This window comes from Providencia sp. PROV_01 (genome assembly GCF_053098325.1).
The window spans coordinates 4,156,208-4,175,188 of the sequence record NZ_JBRFKD010000002.1 but is presented as its reverse complement, the minus strand read 5'-3'; the positions used below and the strand labels follow the sequence as shown (position 1 = coordinate 4,175,188).

Genomic DNA, 18,981 nt, shown 5'->3' with positions numbered 1-18,981 from the left:
GAGTTACATGCCAACAACACGCTTGGCGGCTTTCAAATAATTTGTATTAGGTAATTTGTTGATACCTAAGGCATTAACGACGGCTTGCATTTTTTCGTAATCTTCACTTTCACAACAAGCGGTTTCCATTAGTGCCCCATTGAACCAAACGCGTGCAAACTCACAAATAATGCCATCGACCATAAAGCCATAGCGCATTTTTTCAACGGTGACTGCATTGAGACAAGAGTGTTGGCGCACAATAGCTTTGAATTCCTCAATTTCATAGCTGTCTTTATCGAGAGGAATATCAACTTCAAGGTGAGATAAAATAATATTTAATTCTTCTTTTTTTACTGGAAATTGGAATTTACCTCTCGGTTGGAATATTTCATAGCCCTCTTTTGTTTCACCAACTTTAACTTTAATATCTAATAATCCATCACGTACTTTTACATTGGCATCATTCGTTTTTTCAGATAAAAAATAGGTTTCTATTGGCATTTTTCGCGCAGCGTATAAGGTTGCTTTGACATCCCAAATTTTAGTTTCTATTTCGTTAATAAGGTCATGTCCAAATATTCTAAATTCTGCTCTAGGTACTATTTTACTTGCATCTTCTTCTGATATCGCAATATTTTTAGTTAATGTATTCATAAAATTCCCCTTATTTTTTCCATGTGGTATAAGGATTAGCAACAAGATTAGAATTAAAATATTTGGGGTCTGAAGATATTTCGTCGCCTACCCATTCGGGTTTTTTAAAGGATTGGTTTTCATCGCTAAGTTCGACTTCAGCAACAATTAACCCTTCGTTAACACCAAAAAATTCATCTACCTCCCAAATTAAGCCATCGAAGGGGATTTTATAACGTTTCTTGTCGATAATGGGTTGTTCTGCTAATTGCGTCAGCATAGCAACACAATCAGCATGGGGAATTTCATATTCATATTCAGTTCGAGTAATACCGACGGTAATTCCTTTAATTGTTAAGAAGGCTTTATCATCGATAGTTCTTATTCTAACGGTACGTTCTTTCTGGCTATTTAAATAACCTTGGGTGTAACGAACACCATTGGCTAATTCTCTCCATGAATCACCCGATACTAAAAATTTACGTTCAATTTCTTTAGCCATTATGATTACTCCTGAGAAGAACAAAGTGGTTAATTTTTATTATTAACCATGCATTTTATTTAAAACCATCTTTGCACATTCATAGAGGAACCAAAAATCAGCAAGTTGTATGCGTAATATAAGTAAATATTATAGTTGCTTATCTGTTGTATAATTGATGCGATTTAGATATTTTCGGTATGAATAAGTTGCGCTATATCACTATTTAATGATATTTCGTCAGATATTTCGCGTAATAGCATAATAAATTGAAAAGCAGCTGCGGAAAGCGAACGATTAGTTTGATAAGTTAAATAATAATCTGCATCAACATCAAAGGCATTAATTTGTAGCTGGATCAATTTTCCAACACTAATATCATCGATAACACTTAAATAAGGCAACGCGGTAATCCCAAAACCACTTGCGACTAATCTTTTTGTCGCCTCTAAATTAGTGACAGTAATAATAGGGGGAGGGGAATCATGGAGTGCAATATGTGCTTTTAGCCAATCTTCAATTTTAGCACGAGTGCGTGTTCCCTTTTCCCTCATCACGAGAGAAGCGTTTGTGAACTCTTCTATTGTTAATGGACGCTGAAGTTGTAGAAGTGGAGAATTGGGACCGACAACGGCGATATAGGGCTCCCGGTGTAAGAATACTTGGTTTACATTCGGTACAATAGGGACTCGGCCTGCTAAACCAATTTCTGCCTCTTGTTCTGCTACCCAATCCATCACTTGCTGTGAATTGCCAATTTTTATTTTTATATGAATCAGCGGATAGCGAGTATTAAATTGTTTTAGGATATCTGGCAAATAATAACTGCCCATAACAGCAGTTGCTGCAATTGTTAGCGTTCCAGTTTGTAATAAATTTAAATCTTGAAAGACATGCTCTATCTCATCAAATAATGAAAATAACCTTTTGGTATAGCTATAGAGTACTTTTCCTTCACTGGTTAAGGTGATTTTTTTTCGGGAACGATCAAATAAAGCAACCCGTAGAGAATTTTCTAAACCTTGGATTTGTTGGCTAACAGCTGGTTGGCTCAAAAATAAAATATGTGCTGCTTGAGTAAAGCTACCACTTTTAGCCACGTAATGAAAAGTTTTAAGATGGTCTAAATTCATTCGACTGACAGTATTGTGAGTCATTTTTGTTTACCCGCGATGTCATATTTTTCAGCCCTGATCCGTTCTTTGAAATTATAAGTAGGTGTGAAACGGTTGCACAGAAAAGGAGTGATAATTTGTGACCGCACAGAGGATAGGGGGATAAATAATAGCGGTAGCGTGAAGTAATGTATCAAAAAAAGAATGGAATAGGGTTATTAGCGGGAAATATAATGGGGCATAATGATTATGCCCCATTATTGATTATTCTTCGTTAGAAGAACTTATTTTTTTGCAGCAGGGCGTACCGCTGTCACTTCGATTTCTACTCTCCAAGCTGGGTTAGCCAGTTTAGCGACTTGGAAGGTAGAACGAGCTGGCAGATTAGTAATTTTCTCAGACTCATAGAACTTGTTGTAACCAGCCATAAAGCCAGCGAAGTCCATAGTACCTTGAGTTTCTTCACCACCAACTAAGAATACTTGCATTTTAACAACGTCATTCATCGTCAAGCCCATACCTTCGAGGTTAGCTTGGATTTGTTTTAATACGTTGATTGTTTGTGCTTCGGTATTACCATAAGACTCTAAAACGCCTTCTTTTGCGTCAGCAGAGATTTTAGAAGGAACTTTTCCGCTTAGGAAAATGAGGTTGCCCGCGTTGATTTCTACTGATTCAGAGATAGGGAATCCTTTCACTGGAACGCGTTTAACATCATCGGCTGCATTCGCACTTGCTACACCTAAAATCAAAGGCAGAGAAAGCAATAAAGTTTTATAGCGCATGTAAACTCCTTAACATTATCAAAGTAAATAGGATCTATTAGTTTTATCAAAAATTAAACTTTCATGTAACTTTAAACTATTCGCTAATAGATCCACAGTAAAAATCGCTTTTTTTCCTGTTTTTTAGCTAAAACGGGAAAGTTTATACGGCGTAGGATCGATAAATGGTGTTTCGCCCATTAACAATTCTGCCGTTAATCGACCAGATGCAGGGCTTTCCGTCATACCCCAGCCTGTGGCGGTGTTGATGACTAGTCCTGGATACTGCTCGATTGTTGAAATAATTGGAATTTCATCATCTGTTGGTGCAACGGTACCACCCCAACGTTCAACCACTTTAGACTCTTTAAATACTGGGAATTCTTTTCTCAGTCTTTCCAGAACGCCATCTAAGTGTTCGTTGTTTGGTGTATTAGTTGCGGTACGGAACTCTTCAAAAGGTGTTTTCTCGTCTAAGTTCCAAGACGTTGCCATCATGAAGGAGTTGAATAAATCTTTACCAAGAGAGAACTCTAATGGTAATTCCCCGCCGCCTAATACGTGTAGGAATCTTGGTCCTAACAGGAAGCTGTCTTTTACGATAGAGCTAGTAAAGATACGTGGCGCAACGGCGTAGGTACCATCAGCTTGTTCACGGAAGTGAATACCGTTAGGTAAGTGGACGTTACCTTTTGGTGCGCCTGGTACGCCAGTAATACGCTGTTGTGATAGGTAAACGTTCAGTGTTGGAACATCAATGCCTAAGTTACCCATGAACAGACGCGACCAAATACCGCCCGTCAGAACAACACGAGAAGTTTTGATTGCACCTTTTTCTGTGACAACATCAGAAATTTTGCCGCCCGCCGTTTCAATACCACGTACTGCGCAATTGGTGTAGATGCGAATACCGATTGATTTTGCGTAGTTTGCCATGGTTGGTGTGACAACTTCAGGGTCAAGGCTACCTGAGTCTTCTTCAAATCCACCGATTTTCCATGGAGTTTGTGCATCAACCAGACGATTCGCCAGTTCAGTTCCTTCAATCATACGGGTACGTAAAGGTGTATCGAAACCTGGATTTTCAGATGCAGATTTAATCCACGCTCTTGAAATTTCTAAATCTTCTTCGCTTGAAGGTACTTCAACACGGCCTTGAACACGGTAGCTGGTATCAGCACCGATTTTTTCGTTCATGCCAAGCCATTGAATTTTTCCGTAATGGTGTAAAGGGAAAATAGCTGGGGAAGTCTTATAACTGATAATTTGGCTATATGCACGGCCTGATTGCTCACCACCGACAACACCTTTTTCACAGATAACAACATTAAGACCTTTTTCAGCAAGGTTAATTGCAGTCATGATCCCTTGAAGGCCGGCACCAATGATGACTGCATCTGCAGACTCTGGTAATTTGCCTTCTGTGCCAGCAACAGCTGGTACACGTGATTTAGTCGATTCAAAACGACCTTCACGATTGATCATAGGAACAACCGCAGCACCCCCTGCTAAAACACCAGCAGCACCAACCCCTAATAATAGCTTTCTTCTCGAGATTTTCATCTATAACCTCAATAACAATCTTGTTTTTTATATAGTAAATAATTTCAAATTGAGATTATGATCTTATCATATATTTCATAATTATTAAGTATGGGTAGCATTTGTTAATAAAGTTGGGTGAATGATTCGCGAAAGTAAATTGATATTGTCAGTGTTGTAAAGGGTTTGTCGGAGATTATGCTGTTTTTCTAATTTATGATTTATTATTTTTTATAACTAACTGTCATGAAAAGTGTACAGGTGTAAATATAAATATTTCGCTTAAATAGTGTTATTAAGAGTGAAACCAAAATAAGGGATGAATATTTCATCACAGAAGAAAGTGCTGAATATCCCTTAAATGCTAAAGGGGGGAGTGAATATAAAAAATATGTTTTAAATGAAATAAATGAGTTATTTTTTGTTCGTTTGATTATTAATTATACGTAGAGTCAGAGTAATATAATTCATATTGATTTAAAAATACTCACTTATTTGTATGTATTTTATACATCTAGGTGGTGTTTTTTAATTTATTGATAATTATGATTATTTTGTTTTCATCTATTTTTTAGCGTAGTAATTGAGTGAGGGTAATAACCTAATTGTTATTAAGGTTAATAATCTTGATAAATTAACAAAGTGCATTTGTAGATTACGAAAAACCAGTCGCTGTGATTACTTTGAGTATTATAGCTAAATAATTAGAGACTTTGGTTTCCACTACTGTGCAGCAAATGATTAAGATGCTGCAAGATAGAAATCAATTATTAAGAATATATTATAAAATAGTTTTTTTGGATGAATGAAAGAATTAAGAATAATAAAAAAATACATAATTATTCATTGAGTTAATAATAAAATGATTTATTAACCATTTTGTTTCAGGGTGTATATCATTAAATTATTTTACATTATTAGTCGATACACACCTAAATAGCATCAATTACGAGTGATATATTCATTTCCTGTAGGAATTTGTGCAAAAAAATCAGCATAATCTTCGGAACGAACCTGTTGAAGAATGATGGAAAGCGCTGATAGCGGTGCTTCTGACCAGTCACTGCGAATATCGATATCTGGATATTGTCGGTTATTCCATACTTTTAATGCAGCGGAACGGATCCCTCTGTAGTCACCACCTTTATCTGCACCTGCTTGCATGGCGATGAGTAATCGATCAGCCAGAGCTTGATGTGAGTTGTTATGGTAGCTCTGATAAATGGCATTCAGGACTTGCTCTCCAACTAACATATTTCCAGCAATGGCTAAGTTAGGCTCCGATAAACTTCCGCACCAAGGTAAGCAATTTTGGCCGGTCCAATCAGCTGTACCTCCATGATTATCAAGAACAATCAGCTGTCGTTGCTTCCGCTCAATATCTTGCGTTACAAGGTAGTCTAAGCTGTTATTTGCATTATGGCCTTGCTGCAAATATTCAATACCGGTTAAGCCTGCAATTGGGTTTGTCATTGCTTGAGTGGCGATGGCTCCCGTTTGGCTTTTACCGTGTAAGACTAATGCTCCAACCGCAGGACCACCTGTTGCCGTCGCTGCACCTATTTTTCCTGTCAATGGGCAGCGCGCCACAATTGAAAATGTCATTTTGCACCTCATAAATTAGACCTTGATCAAATTTATCATTATAAATTCTTGCTTGAAATATAATTTATCATCATAAATAAAGAAAAAGATAAAATTATTAACAAAATTGACACAAATCACACTTCACAATCATATGGCAATGTCAGTACTCGGGGAGGAGCGAATGAATATGCGTTTATGTAGGTGGATAGCCAGTTTTTGGCTTTTATGCTTTATTTCGCTACCGACATTGGCGGTGAACCACCCGAATGTTTTGTTATTAGGGCAAGTTGCAGAGCCGCAGTCATTAGACCCGCAAGTTGCAACCGCTGCGAATGATTCCCGAATTTTGGTTAACTTGTACGAAGGGTTAGTTCGTAATGCTGATGGCACATTAACGCTTGAACCTGCTTTAGCCCAATCATGGTCTATTAGTGATGATGGCCTCACATACACTTTCCACTTGCGTGAGAATATAAAGTTCCATGATGGCAGCCCCTTCAACGCGGATGCAGTCAAATTCACGTTTGAACGAATGTTGGATAACCAGCACCCGTATTACCATACTGGGCCATTCCCATTATCGTTTTTTTTCTCTGCGATAGACAAGATTACAACCCCGAATGACAAGACTGTGGTTTTTACCTTAAAAGAACCGTTTGCCCCGTTTTTATCAAACTTAGCCACACCCGCAGGGCTGATTGTTTCACCCGCAGCAGTAAAGCAATATGACAAAGACTTTAGTCGCCATCCCAGCGGAACAGGCCCCTTTAAATTTGATGAATGGACGGCAAACCAAAGTGTTGTCATATCCGCTAATGAAGACTATTGGGATGGTAAACCCAGCTTACAACATGTTGTTTTTCGGCCTATTACTGACGCCAATACCCGGGTAGCCGAAATGTTATCAGGGGGGATTGATGCCATGGTTGAAGTCCCTGCTGATAATGTCCCGTTATTTGTTAATGACAACCGCTTCCATGTTTATGAAGCTGTAGGACCTCATGTTTGGTATGCCATGCTTAATGCGTCTCAGCCACCGTTTGATGATGTGCGTGTAAGGCAAGCAGTTAACTACGCGGTAAATAAAGAAAATATTGTGAAATATATTCTTCAGGACTCCGCAGGCGTCGCACAAGGTCCGATTTCATCAGCTTTCGATTGGGCATTTGATGAAGAAACCAACGCTTACCCTTATGACCCTGAAAAAGCTCGCCAATTGATAGCAGAAGCGGGGGCACAAGGGCAAAAAATTATTTTTTATGTCACCGAAGGGGGCTCAGGAATGTTAGACCCGATTCCTATGGCTACTGCTATTCAAGCTGACCTAAAAGCGGTTGGTTTAGCTGTCGAAATTCAAACCTTTGAGTGGAATACCTACTTATCCAAGGTCAATGCAGGTCTCAAACAAGCGCATATGGCCGAAATGGCGTGGATGACGAATGACCCAGATACCTTACCTTTTTTAACCTTGCATAGCGCTTCTTGGCCGGATAAAGGCGGATTTAACTCCGGTTATTACAGTAACAAGCAACTGGATGAATTGTTAGATAAAGCGCGGGTCACAAATAACCTTGAGGAGCGCGCTCAGTTATATCGACAAGTTCAAAAAATTGTTCATCAAGATGCACCTTGGTTGTTTGTGGCGAACTGGAAGCAAAATGCGGTCGCTAATGAGCATGTTAAGCATTTCAAATTGCAGCCTAATTTTAACTTATTACTTAAAGACGTTCGTAAAGATTGATTAATTAATGTGAGTTAGCTATTCAATTAATTATTTGATTTTATGGGGAAAAACTATGTGGTTATACTGTTTGAAACGCATTTTAGCGACCATACCCATACTGATTGGTTTGACGTTAATTGTCTTTTTTATCATGGCAATGATCCCTGGAGAGCCAGCTCAAGCACTGCTTGGCCCTTGGGCGACTCCTGAAAATGTGGCTAGAGTAAAAACAGAGCTTGGGTTGGATAAGCCGTTATATCAGCAATATTTTATTTGGATGAATAATTTGATTTCGGGAGATTTTGGCCGCTCATTTGTCCTTAACCGACCTGTTGTTGATGAGGTTTTAGAGCGATTTTCTGCCACATTAATTTTGGGCGGAAGTGCGCTGTTACTCAGCTCAATTTTAGGGCTATTGGCCGGGGTTCTTTCTGCCATTCGTCAATTTAGTTGGAGTGACCGATTTATTACACTCGCCGTTTTATTGGGTATCTCAATGCCATCTTTTTGGATTGGTTTATTGATGATTATGCTTTTTTCTGTTCAATTACAATGGTTTCCGGCATCTGGAATGTACGATATTTGGCAAGGCGGTGGCCTGAGCGATTTATTGCATCACCTTGTTTTACCTGCTGTGACGCTTTCATTGGTTGCGACAGGGGTGATAGCACGTTTGACGCGCACAGCAATGTTAGAAGTACTGCGACTTGATTTTATTCGCACCGCAAGGGCAAAAGGCTTAAGTGAGCGCAAAGTGATTTTCCGCCATGCATTTCGTATGGCATTAGTTTCCGTCATTCCCGTCATTGGTATCCAAGCGGGCTTTGTTTTTGGTGGGGCGGTATATATTGAAACCGTTTTTCAATGGCCGGGGCTAGGCGCCATGTTGGTGAAGGCTGTGGCAACTCGTGATTTGTTTTTAGTCCAAGGGGGCGTATTGATTGCCGCGGCGTCCTATGTCTTTATCAATTTACTTGCGGATGTTGCGCAAGCCATATTAGACCCGAGGTTGAAATCATGAGCCAATCTGTGACCCCTGTTATTCAGCATCGTCATCGCCAATCGGTCGGCTCGTTACTGCTAGCGAACCGCCTAGCAACTTTGGGGCTATTTACTTTATCTATCATTATGCTCTTGGCATTCTTAGCGCCTTGGCTCCCCCTTGCTAATCCTGATGAAACTGATTTAGTTAATCGGCTACTTCCCGCTTTTTCGTCTGGTCATTTATTAGGTACTGACCATTTAGGGCGAGATATTTTATCTCGATTGCTGTGGGGAACGCGAGTGTCTCTATTAGTCGGTATTTCAGCAACACTAATCGCTGCAATATTCGGCACCCTGATTGGTTTAGTGGCTGGGTATGTCGGCCATCGCACCGATACATTATTGATGCGTTGTATTGATATGCTAATGGCATTTCCATACATTCTATTGGCATTAGCCATTGTCGCGGTACTTGGGCCAGGGTTACTCAATGCGTTATATGCGATCGCATTAGTGAATATTCCCTTTTTTGCTAGGAATATTCGTGGGTTAACAGTGGGTTTACGCGATAGGGATTTTATTCAAGCAGCTAGGTTGTCAGGTAAAAACCATTTACAAGTCCTATTAACGGAAGTGTTACCGAATGTCTTGCCAATCATTGTGGTTACTATGTCAACGACCATCGGTTGGATGATTTTAGAGACGGCAGGTTTGTCATTTTTAGGGCTAGGTACTCAGCCACCTAATGCAGACTTAGGTTCAATGCTAGGACAAGGGCGCGCACAGATGTTTGTCGCTCCTCATGTGGCATTGGTACCAGGTATTATGATCTTTCTTATTGTGATTAGTTTTAACCTGCTAGGGGATGGCGTGCGTGACATTCTTGATCCCCGGTTAAAATCGGGAGCCTTACAGCGATCACAACCAATGACACAAACCGATAGAGTTAATATTCCTGCGAAAACGGGAGGTGAACAAGCGGTATTAGAAGTCAAAGATTTGTCGGTTGCTTTTCGCCAAGGAAATCAATTACGTTCAACTGTAAAAGGGATCAGTTTTACTGTTGGGGCGGGGGAGTGTCTAGGGTTAATTGGGGAAAGCGGCTCGGGTAAGAGTGTCACCGCTTTATCTGTGATGGGGCTGCTCGCATCACCTCCGGCATTGATTACGGCGGGGGGAATTTATGTGGAACACGAAGAAATGCTGTCATTGCCGCTATCTGTTATGCAGCGCCGTCGCGGTGCGAAGGTTTCATATATTTTCCAAGACCCACTGACGACGCTCCATCCCCAGTTTACCATCGGTGTGCAATTACGTGAGGCCATCACCGCTCACCAATCTTTGTCACTCTATGAGGCGAAAAACAAAGCCATTGAATTGTTGGACAGCGTCGGGATCCCAGATGCGCGAGAACGTTTCGATGCCTATCCCCATGAGCTTTCGGGCGGACAGCGCCAGCGGGTAGGGATCGCAATGGCTCTGGCTAATGACCCCGTGTTGATTATTGCTGATGAGCCGACCACCGCATTAGATGTCACAGTACAAGCGCGAATTCTAGAATTACTTGACCAGCTACGCCGTGATCGCGGTGTTGCGCTCTTATTTATTACCCATGATTTTGCGGTCATTAACCAAATTTGCGACCGTGTTGCGGTGATGCAGCAAGGTGAGATAGTCGAAACCGGTGATACGCAAACGGTATTACGGCAGCCTCAGCATCCTTATACACAACGTCTGATCGCCAGTGTACCTAAGTTAGGGGAAGGACGTGGGTTTTTAAAACAAGTCCAACAACTCTATGGTCATCAGCCCGATAGTAATGATTTGACATCGGCACAGGAGGTTTAATGAAAAAAGTGATTGAGGTTAATCAGTTAGTGAAAACCTTCGGGCAGCCAAGAAGCCTATTTCACCCTCGAGGGCGCCAAGTTCATGCATTAAAAAATATTTCTTTATCACTTTATGAAGGTGAAACTCTGGCGGTGGTTGGGGAGAGTGGCTCAGGAAAAAGTACGTTAGCACGTATTTTAGTTGGCTTGGACCGCGAGACCTCAGGAGATATTACTGTCTTAGGACAAACTCGTGCAGAGTGGCAGCAGCAAGGTGCGCGAGCTTTTGGGCAAGCCATTCAGTATGTTTTTCAAGACCCTGTCGCATCTTTGAACCCGCGAAAAACCGTTGGAGAAACTTTGTCTGTTCCGTTGAAATATTTAAAACACATGAACTCATCACAAAGAGCGGCTCGGCTGGCGGAATTACTTGAGGCCGTCAATATGCCAATCGATGCTTTAGCTTGTTATCCCCATGAGTTTTCGGGAGGGCAAGCACAGCGGTTAGCCATTGCGAGAGCTTTAGCCGCAGATGCACGAATATTAGTACTAGATGAGCCGGTTAGTGCGTTGGATGTTTCGGTACAAGCGCAAGTTTTGTTGTTACTAGAACAACTTAAACAACAGTTTTCGTTATCCTATTTATTTATTAGTCACGATTTAGCGGTAGTGGAATCAATAGCAGATCGAGTCGCCGTACTCTATTTAGGGGATTTGCTAGAATGTCGAGATACCCGCAGCTTATTTGCCGCACCGGAGCATGAATATACGCGAAATTTATTGGCTAGTGCCCCTCGTATTCGTGTTGATTCAGTCGCTTAGAAACTTATTTAAACCAGTTGAGAACCTAATATGAGCACCAATAAGCCGACAACGATAGAACCAGTACGTATTAAGCGGACTGATGAAATCGTCAATGCAATAAAAGAAACTATCATGGCCGATAACCTCATACCCGGTGACCGTTTGCCACAAGAAAAAGAACTTATTGAACATTACAACGCCAGCAAAAGTACTGTGCGAGAAGCACTGAAATCACTGGAAGTTCAAGGGTTAATTAAAACGAAAACCGGGCCGGGTGGTGGTGCGTTTATTGATTCCATGACTGAATCGCGAGCAATGAGTTTGTTATCGAACTATTTGTTTACGCGGGATATATCAATCAAAGATATTTATACGTTACGTAAATTACTAGAACCGGTGGTTGCGGTTAGTGCGATTGACAACATCGATAATGACGGTATCCAGAAGCTATACGATACCATCGCCATTTATGACCATGAACCCGCAGATGAAAACGAACGCTGGCAGCAACGGATGGCAGAACTGGATTTTCATGCGGTGGTTGCCAGCTATTCCGATAACGTTTTATTAGTGTTTATTTGCCACTTTTTACAGCGTTTACTCAAAGATTTAGCTGTTTGTAAGGACATTTATTTAAAACCTGAGCCCGTCGACAGGCGCCAAGGTATTGAATACCAATATCAATTAATCGAGGCTTTACGCCGTAAAGACGCCGAGAAGGTTCAATCGGTGATGGAAGCACACATGGCCTACGCAGAAAAAGCTATGTTAGCGCTACAAGCCACATTGCAAGAACGTTTTTTAAGTGAAGATAGGTAACGTAATGATAGATAAAGCATATCTGACCTCTGTATTAACAACATTGTTATGTACGCCTAGCCCGGTTGGGATGACTGAACAAGCCGTTGCGCGGACACATCAATGGTTGACTGAGTTGGGATTCACGCCGAAATATACACGCCGTGGAGTGCTATATATTACGCTTGGCTCTGAAGAACCTAAACGTGCATTAGCCGCACACCTTGATACGCTTGGGGCGATGGTGACACAACTCAAACCAAATGGGCGCTTGGCACTGCGTAATACAGGCACATGGGCAGCACGCTTTGCGGAAGGTGCAAGAGTGACGGTATTTAGTGACAATCACCAATATCGCGGCACTATTTTGCCATTAAAAGCGTCTGGGCATCGCTTTAATACTGAAGTTGATACTCAAATTGCGGATTGGGATAATTTAGAAATTCGCCTTGATGCCCCTTGTTATAATTTCGCTGATTTACAATCCCATGGCTTAAATGTCGGTGATATTGTTGCGGTTGATGCACAACCCGAATTTATTGATAACGGCTTTATTGTATCGCGTCATTTGGATGATAAGGCTGGATGTGCGGTGATGTTAGCCGCATTAAAATCACTGGTGGATGATGGCGTTGTGCCCGCGGTACCTTGCCAAATGATATTCACAATTTCAGAAGAGGTCGGAATTGGCGGAACACACGGTTTTGGTCCGCAAGTTCAAGAATTGCTAGCGATTGATAACTCAGTTTCTGCCCCAGATCAAACCACACGAGATGACGCATTGACTTTAGCCTTTCGTGACAGAACCGGCCCGTTTGATTTGGCAATTACACGACATTTGCTGCAATTATGCCAGCAGTATGATATTCCTCACGTCCGCGATACGTTTAAACATTATCGTTCTGATAGTGCTGCGGCCATTGATGCCGGATGGGATATTCGTGCGGCTTTAGCGTGTTTCGCACTAGACAGCTCCCACGGCTGGGAAAGGACACATTTGGACTCGTTAGTGGCGCTCGCGACCTTAGTGAGACGTTATATTGAAAGTGATTTAGTGCCATTACCGGGGCAATTATTACAAAGCTAATAAGGTGTGGTTGATACTAAAAAGCCCTCTTCTCATTGAACGCGAAGAGGGCGTTGAATACATTAATTGTTAACTTAGGTTGGCTTGTGATAAATATTTTTGCATCTCATTCACAGGCACCATACCGCCCCCCGTTGCCCATACAAGATGTGTTGCGTTGGCCAGTTTCGTCGGCGTGAGGGATTTGGATTGCAAATAACCCGTGTTTTGCGTGACATGTACGCAGCCAGTCATACCTGCCAAGGCTGACGGTTCTAATTTAATCGACTCAGTTTGGTTGAGTAAACCTAACAGGTTATACATTTCGCTATCGTCAATGGTGTAATAACCATCAATAAGCCGCTCCATTGCACGCCCCACAAAACCGGATGCACGGCCAACTGCCAGCCCGTCTGCGGCGGTGATATTATCAATACCAATTTCTTGGACTGACACACCATCATGTAGGCCAGTATGCACTCCTAGCAGCATACAAGGCGAGTGCGTTGGTTCGGCAAATAAGCAATGGACGGCATCACCAAAGGCCAGTTTTAACCCGAAAGCGACACCACCGGGGCCACCGCCGACACCACAAGGTAAATAGACAAATAGCGGGTGGTCGTTATCCACAGTAATCCCTTGCTCTAAAAATTGTCTTTTTAGACGAAGGCCTGCGACAGCATAGCCGAGAAACAGGGTGGTTGAGTTTTCATCATCAATAAAAAAGCAGTTAGGATCTTTTTCGGCTTCTTTACGGCCTTGCTCAACTGCGATGCTGTAATCTTGCTCATATTCCACCACATTCACACCATGTGAACGCAATTTGTCTTTTTTCCACTGTCTGGCATCAGCGGACATATGCACGCTGACGCTAAAGCCGAGTTTAGCGCTCATAATGCCGATGGACATACCAAGGTTACCGGTTGAACCGACTGCAATACGGTATTGGCTAAAAAACTGGCGAAATTGTTCAGAGAATAAAATTTCGTAATTATCATCTGTCGATAATATACCGGCGGCTAAGGCAAGTTTTTCCGCATGAGTGAGTACTTCATAGATCCCCCCTCGGGCTTTAATTGACCCCGAAATTGGCAGGTGACTATCTTTTTTCAGTAACATTTTTCCCGTGATTGGCGTTTGATAACGTTTTTCCAGCGCGGCTTGCATGTTTGGAATATCGATAACTTCAGATTCGATAATTCCTTGTGTTGCTTGAGTTTCTGGAAACGCTTTCATCAAATAAGGCGCAAAGCGATTTAAGCGCGCTTCTGCATCTTGCACATCTTCAATGGTTAGCCCGACATAAGGCAAACCCGCTTGTGTCGTCGTGACATTTGGGTTGAACCACGCAATTTGCTTTAAATCGATTAAGTCCTGAACTAAAGGGTAGTCAGCAATTAACTTATCAACATTTATCTGAGTCATAATTACTCTCTTTTAAATCACAAATGAAAGTGCAAAAGTCCCTGCCAGCGCGACGAAAGATGCAATCAACGTGGCGACACTGTAAAAACGGAATGTTTCGGCTAAAGTGGCATTACAGTACTGTTTGACTAACCAGAACAGCGAGTCAGTGACGATAGTGCAACCAATTGCGCCTGAACCAATGGCTAATGTCATGATTTCTGGGCTAATATGCGGGTACATTGGCATTAGCGGAGCCACAATCGCAGTTGCGCCCATCATCGCAACAGTGGCAGAACCGACTGCGGCATGCAGGATGATTGCCACTAGCCAGGCCAGTAAGATTGGGTGCATATCAATACCCGATAGCACCATCGCTAAGGAGTCACTCAGCCCACTGCCTTTTAAGATACCGTTAAATGCCCCTCCCGCACCGATAATCAATAAAATATTAGCGATTGAGCTAAAACTCTCTTCGGTTTTGCTGAGTAATACGCTCATTCCCATATTACGTCGGATCCCTAACATGTAATAAGCGACAAAAGCGGCAATAAACATAGCGGTTATTGGGTTACCAATAAACTGTAAAAAGGTAAATAACTGGTTATCTTTGCTCATGTTTAAATCAGCGGCTGTTTTGATCAACATGAGGATAATTGGCAGTAAAACGGTAAACAGTGTGGCACCGAGAGACGGTAAATCTTTCTCTTCTCGTACTTCGAGGTCAGAGAAGGCTTCTGGCACCGTTTTAAATGGTAAGCGGTCACCTAAGAACTTAAGGAACAGCGGCCCACCCACTAATGACGCGACTAAGCCTACTGCGAGCCCTGCCACAATCACTGTACCAATGTCAGCACCTAATTCATTTGTGACAAAGAGAGCCGCAGGGTGTGGTGGTACAATACAGTGTACCGCCATCAGTGCGGTACATAATGGGATAGCCAGTTTTAATAACGAGGTATTGGTTTTTTTCGCAATAGAAAAAGCTAATGGGATTAGCAGGACAACGCCCACCTCAACAAACAGCGTAATACCGCAGATTAAGCCAATCAGCACCATGGTAACGTCAGGCGTTAACCAACGGCTCTTTTGTAATGTCACCCCAATGCGCTCTGCTGCACCGGAGATTTCCATCATTTTACCGAGTATAGTCCCCAAACCGATAATAGCGGCTAAAAACCCAAGTGTACCCCCAATGCCATTTTCGATGGCGCTGACCATCTCTAATGGGTTCATTTGCATGGAGATACCGACAAAGAAGCTGGCGAGTAAAAGTGCTAAAAAAGGGTGAAACTTAAACTTAATAATTGAAACGATGATTAGTAAAATACTGATAACTAAAGTACCAATCATCCACATTGTAGAGTCCATATCCTACCTCTGATCATCTTGTTGTTGTTCTTCTATTGGATAATAAATATTCAGAGGTGACAAACGATGAAACATGCAGTTTAGATGAACTAAATTAACCCAAGGCTGTGATATTAGTCATGTAAATTGGATTTTAGAGTCTTTGGGACACCTAAATTCATCTTAAAATGGGTATTGTAGGGATTATTAGGCATCATGGTTTTTATTGGGGGCATTGTGTCGGAAAATTTCAATCAATTTGAGCAATCTGGATTTATTCAATGGAATAAACGGCTATCAAGTTATCAACTATCGCGCTTGCATACCTTTGAAGCAGCAGCACGGCATCTTTCTTTTGCCTTAGCGGCGCAGGAACTTTCGTTAACACCAAGTGCAGTTAGTCACCGAATTAACATGTTAGAAGGGGAATTGGGGTTTAAATTATTTGAGCGTTTTCATCGGCGTATTGAGCTAACCTCTGACGGGGAACGAATTTACTGGGCTCTACGTAAAAATTTGGATGATATTAACCAAGAAATCATTGATATCAAAAACCAAGAAATCTCGGGTGAACTGACGGTGTATTCACGGCCATCTATCGCTCAGTGCTGGTTAATCCCCAAAATTGCAGATTTTGCTAATCAATACCCCTCAATTCAGTTGAATCTCTTAACGGGAAACGATGATGTTAATTTTCGTGGGTATGGTATTGATATTGCTATTTATTATGATGATATGACAAGATCTAATCTGTATTGTGAGGATTTGATGACTGAATCTATTGTGCCTGTTTGTAGCCCGCAATACGCGCAGCAATATGATTTACTTAATAATATTCATCAACTAAAAAATTGCACTTTATTACATGACCGTCAGGCATGGAGTAGCAACTCCGATTATGATGAATGGAAAGCGTGGAGTGAGCATTACCAGTTGGCACTGTTTCCACATCGTCGCAACCTGTGCTTTGATCGTTCCGATTTAGCGATTGTTGCCGCAATGAACCATGCCGGTGTGGCAATGGGGCGTAAACAATTGGTTGAAAAACGGCTGAAGCGACAAGAACTGGTGATGCCATTTGGCGATATTTCGCTGAAGTGCCAACAACGCTATTATTTTGCCATGTTGAATGAAAAACGAAACCCAAAGGCAGATATATTTATTCAATGGCTAAAACAGCAAGTTAACGCAATACCGCAAGTAAAATGACACTTATTCGAGTAAGATAACCACTTGGTGATGTTTTTAGAGAATGGAAAAACCGAAAGCTATGGCCCCGAAAACGCAAAAAGTTGCCACGATCAAAGATGTCGCTGCCAAAGCTCAGGCAGGGAAAACCAGTATCTCACGTTATTTGAATGGTGAATTTCATTTGCTTTCAGATAATTTGCGTCAACGTATTGAAAGCGCTATTCGTGAATTAAACTATCGGCCAAACCAAATGGCGCGTAGCTTGAAACATGGGCGGACAGGCTTGATCGGTTTGATTATTGCCGATATCGGTAATCCATTCTCTGTTGAAGTGCTAAAAGGGGTGGAAGCCGAGTCAATCAAACAAGGTTTTATGACCGTCGTTTGCAATGCGGATAACAGCATTGAACGTGAATGCCAATTTATTCAACTGTTAAAAGGTTACCGCGTGGATGGGCTTATCATAAATTCAGCGGGTGTTAACGAACAATTTATTGACGTACTGAAAGAAACCACCCTGCCTTTTGTCTTATTAGATAGAAAAATCGACAATTTTCCCAGCGATATGGTTGGATTAGATAACCCCGCATCCGCACAAATGGCCTTTAATCATCTGGTTGAACAAGGGTTCGAAGCGATTTGCTTCGTTACTGAGCCTATTGTGTATAACAGTGCACGCCAAGAGCGCTTACAGACATTCCAAGCGTTATCGCAGAATCATCAACATATTCAAAGCGAATTTCATGAAGTCACCTTGCCTGATCCGGCAAAATTAGAAGCCATCGTTGCTGATTTTTGTACTGCACATCGTGGTATGCGTAAAGTGATTGTCGCCGCCAATGGCGTACTGACCTTGCAGCTGGCGTATGTCATGAATAAACAAGGGTTACGCTGGGGGACAGATATTGGCTTTTTAAGTTTCGATAACCTCGAATGGGCTGCATTAGCTGGGCAAGGGGTGACCTCGGTGTCTCAACCGACAGCGGAAATGGGGCACAAGGCGGTGGAGTGCTTATTAGAAAAACTGGAAAACCCGGATAAACCTCCAATGCAATACTTATTTAATGGGGAATTGCTGATCCGTAAATCGACGACATTGTAGCTTTTGAACGCTAAATTGTTCGGCTCTTAAGATTTGGTTACCATTTTTCAATTTAGCTTAAGGTGTATTGCAGGTATATTGGCATGTAGATTACGTTATAACCATTTTGAGAGTGTAGGGAACATATGAAAAAGATAGGGATATTATTGCTAGCTAGCCTTATTTTAGCGGGGTGTAGCACCAGAAGTCAGGTTAAAGAATATACCTGCCAAGTTGACCAAAGTTATAATCACATCACGATAGAGCGTAATGGTAAGTTTTTCTTCCCCACCGGTGCCAGTAAAGTTCAAATCTTTTTCAATAATAATCAAATTAATGTTGTTGATTTTGTTGGCTATGAGTATATGAGTTATCCGCTAGTGAAAAGCACAGAGCAGCAACGTGTTGAGAAAATAAAAGATTTTAATGTTGTGATCAACAAAGGTGATTTTTATTCTGATGTCAATGGCATGTTGGAGATTTACTCACCCAGCCAAAAAACCATCGGATTATATTATTTAGCGCCGTCAACCAGTAAACTTAATTCTATCCAGTTTCTGACGGAGTGCGAGCGAACAAATTTTGCTCGTCAGGGCAGTACCCATAGCCACTAACTCTTTATTTAAAAGCCCTAATTTATATGATTA

General features: G+C 41.6%; 17 protein-coding genes. 9 read left to right on the top strand and 8 right to left on the bottom strand.

Annotation, left to right across the window (positions count from 1 at the left end; translation table 11 throughout):
• Positions 1–3 precede the first annotated feature (3 nt).
• From ACU696_RS20200 to ACU696_RS20175, 6 genes are all read right to left on the bottom strand, one after another.
• The gene (locus ACU696_RS20200; protein WP_209101769.1) at positions 4–636 is read right to left on the bottom strand and encodes a hypothetical protein; all 633 of its coding nucleotides are present in this window, start codon (positions 634–636) and stop codon (positions 4–6) included.
• 10 nt (positions 637–646) lie between these two features.
• Positions 647–1,117 (bottom strand): CYTH domain-containing protein, encoded by a 471-nt coding sequence (locus tag ACU696_RS20195; RefSeq protein ID WP_109912684.1) that lies wholly within the window; start codon positions 1,115–1,117, stop codon positions 647–649.
• Positions 1,118–1,281: 164 nt separating this feature from the next.
• Positions 1,282–2,253, bottom strand: coding sequence for a LysR family transcriptional regulator (locus ACU696_RS20190; RefSeq protein ID WP_109912683.1), 972 nt, complete (start codon positions 2,251–2,253; stop codon positions 1,282–1,284).
• A gap of 242 nt (positions 2,254–2,495) precedes the next feature.
• Positions 2,496–2,996, bottom strand: coding sequence for a RidA family protein (locus ACU696_RS20185; RefSeq protein WP_004259262.1), 501 nt, complete (start codon positions 2,994–2,996; stop codon positions 2,496–2,498).
• A gap of 123 nt (positions 2,997–3,119) precedes the next feature.
• Positions 3,120–4,538 carry an NAD(P)/FAD-dependent oxidoreductase gene (locus ACU696_RS20180; protein ID WP_004907849.1) on the bottom strand — a complete coding sequence of 473 codons (1,419 nt, stop codon included), beginning with the start codon at positions 4,536–4,538 and terminating at the stop codon, positions 3,120–3,122.
• Between the two features lie 921 nt (positions 4,539–5,459).
• Complete coding sequence (locus tag ACU696_RS20175) at positions 5,460–6,122, bottom strand: DUF1028 domain-containing protein (protein WP_109912682.1); 663 nt, start codon at positions 6,120–6,122, stop codon at positions 5,460–5,462.
• Positions 6,123–6,285: 163 nt separating this feature from the next.
• On the opposite strand from ACU696_RS20175, the gene ACU696_RS20170 reads away from it, so the two are divergent.
• From ACU696_RS20170 to ACU696_RS20145, 6 genes are read left to right on the top strand one after another with little or no spacing between them, the layout of a single operon-like run.
• The gene (locus ACU696_RS20170; protein ID WP_209101772.1) at positions 6,286–7,845 is read left to right on the top strand and encodes an ABC transporter substrate-binding protein; all 1,560 of its coding nucleotides are present in this window, start codon (positions 6,286–6,288) and stop codon (positions 7,843–7,845) included.
• 55 nt (positions 7,846–7,900) lie between these two features.
• Positions 7,901–8,848 (top strand): ABC transporter permease, encoded by a 948-nt coding sequence (locus ACU696_RS20165; RefSeq protein ID WP_004907851.1) that lies wholly within the window; start codon positions 7,901–7,903, stop codon positions 8,846–8,848.
• A complete protein-coding gene (locus ACU696_RS20160; RefSeq protein ID WP_110731636.1) occupies positions 8,845–10,659 on the top strand; it encodes a dipeptide/oligopeptide/nickel ABC transporter permease/ATP-binding protein in 1,815 nt (604 codons plus the stop codon). The genes ACU696_RS20165 and ACU696_RS20160 overlap by 4 nt, the downstream gene beginning before the upstream one ends.
• Positions 10,659–11,462: an ABC transporter ATP-binding protein gene (locus ACU696_RS20155; protein ID WP_196718262.1), complete on the top strand. Its 804-nt coding sequence runs from the start codon at positions 10,659–10,661 to the stop codon at positions 11,460–11,462. The genes ACU696_RS20160 and ACU696_RS20155 overlap by 1 nt, the downstream gene beginning before the upstream one ends.
• A gap of 30 nt (positions 11,463–11,492) precedes the next feature.
• Entirely contained in the window at positions 11,493–12,263 is a 771-nt protein-coding gene (locus ACU696_RS20150; protein WP_109912678.1) for a FadR/GntR family transcriptional regulator, read from the top strand.
• Positions 12,264–12,267: 4 nt separating this feature from the next.
• On the top strand, positions 12,268–13,329 hold the full coding sequence (locus tag ACU696_RS20145) for an osmoprotectant NAGGN system M42 family peptidase (RefSeq protein ID WP_209101778.1): 1,062 nt from the start codon (positions 12,268–12,270) through the stop codon (positions 13,327–13,329).
• A 69-nt stretch (positions 13,330–13,398) separates the two neighbouring features.
• On the opposite strand, the gene dsdA is transcribed toward ACU696_RS20145, so the two are convergent.
• Positions 13,399–14,733, bottom strand: a complete 1,335-nt coding sequence (dsdA, locus tag ACU696_RS20140; RefSeq protein ID WP_209101783.1) for a D-serine ammonia-lyase — start codon at positions 14,731–14,733, stop codon at positions 13,399–13,401.
• Positions 14,734–14,745: 12 nt separating this feature from the next.
• A complete protein-coding gene (gene dsdX, locus ACU696_RS20135) occupies positions 14,746–16,083 on the bottom strand; it encodes a D-serine transporter DsdX (RefSeq protein WP_109912675.1) in 1,338 nt (445 codons plus the stop codon).
• A 216-nt stretch (positions 16,084–16,299) separates the two neighbouring features.
• Here dsdX and dsdC point away from each other — a divergent pair, with 216 nt between their 5' ends.
• The 3 genes from dsdC (at position 16,300) to ACU696_RS20120 (ending at position 18,948) form a co-directional block, all read left to right on the top strand.
• Positions 16,300–17,271 (top strand): DNA-binding transcriptional regulator DsdC, encoded by a 972-nt coding sequence (dsdC, locus tag ACU696_RS20130; RefSeq protein ID WP_209101787.1) that lies wholly within the window; start codon positions 16,300–16,302, stop codon positions 17,269–17,271.
• Positions 17,272–17,332: 61 nt separating this feature from the next.
• Entirely contained in the window at positions 17,333–18,355 is a 1,023-nt protein-coding gene (locus tag ACU696_RS20125) for a LacI family DNA-binding transcriptional regulator (protein WP_226537983.1), read from the top strand.
• 125 nt (positions 18,356–18,480) lie between these two features.
• A complete protein-coding gene (locus ACU696_RS20120; protein ID WP_109912673.1) occupies positions 18,481–18,948 on the top strand; it encodes a hypothetical protein in 468 nt (155 codons plus the stop codon).
• Positions 18,949–18,981: the final 33 nt, after the last annotated feature.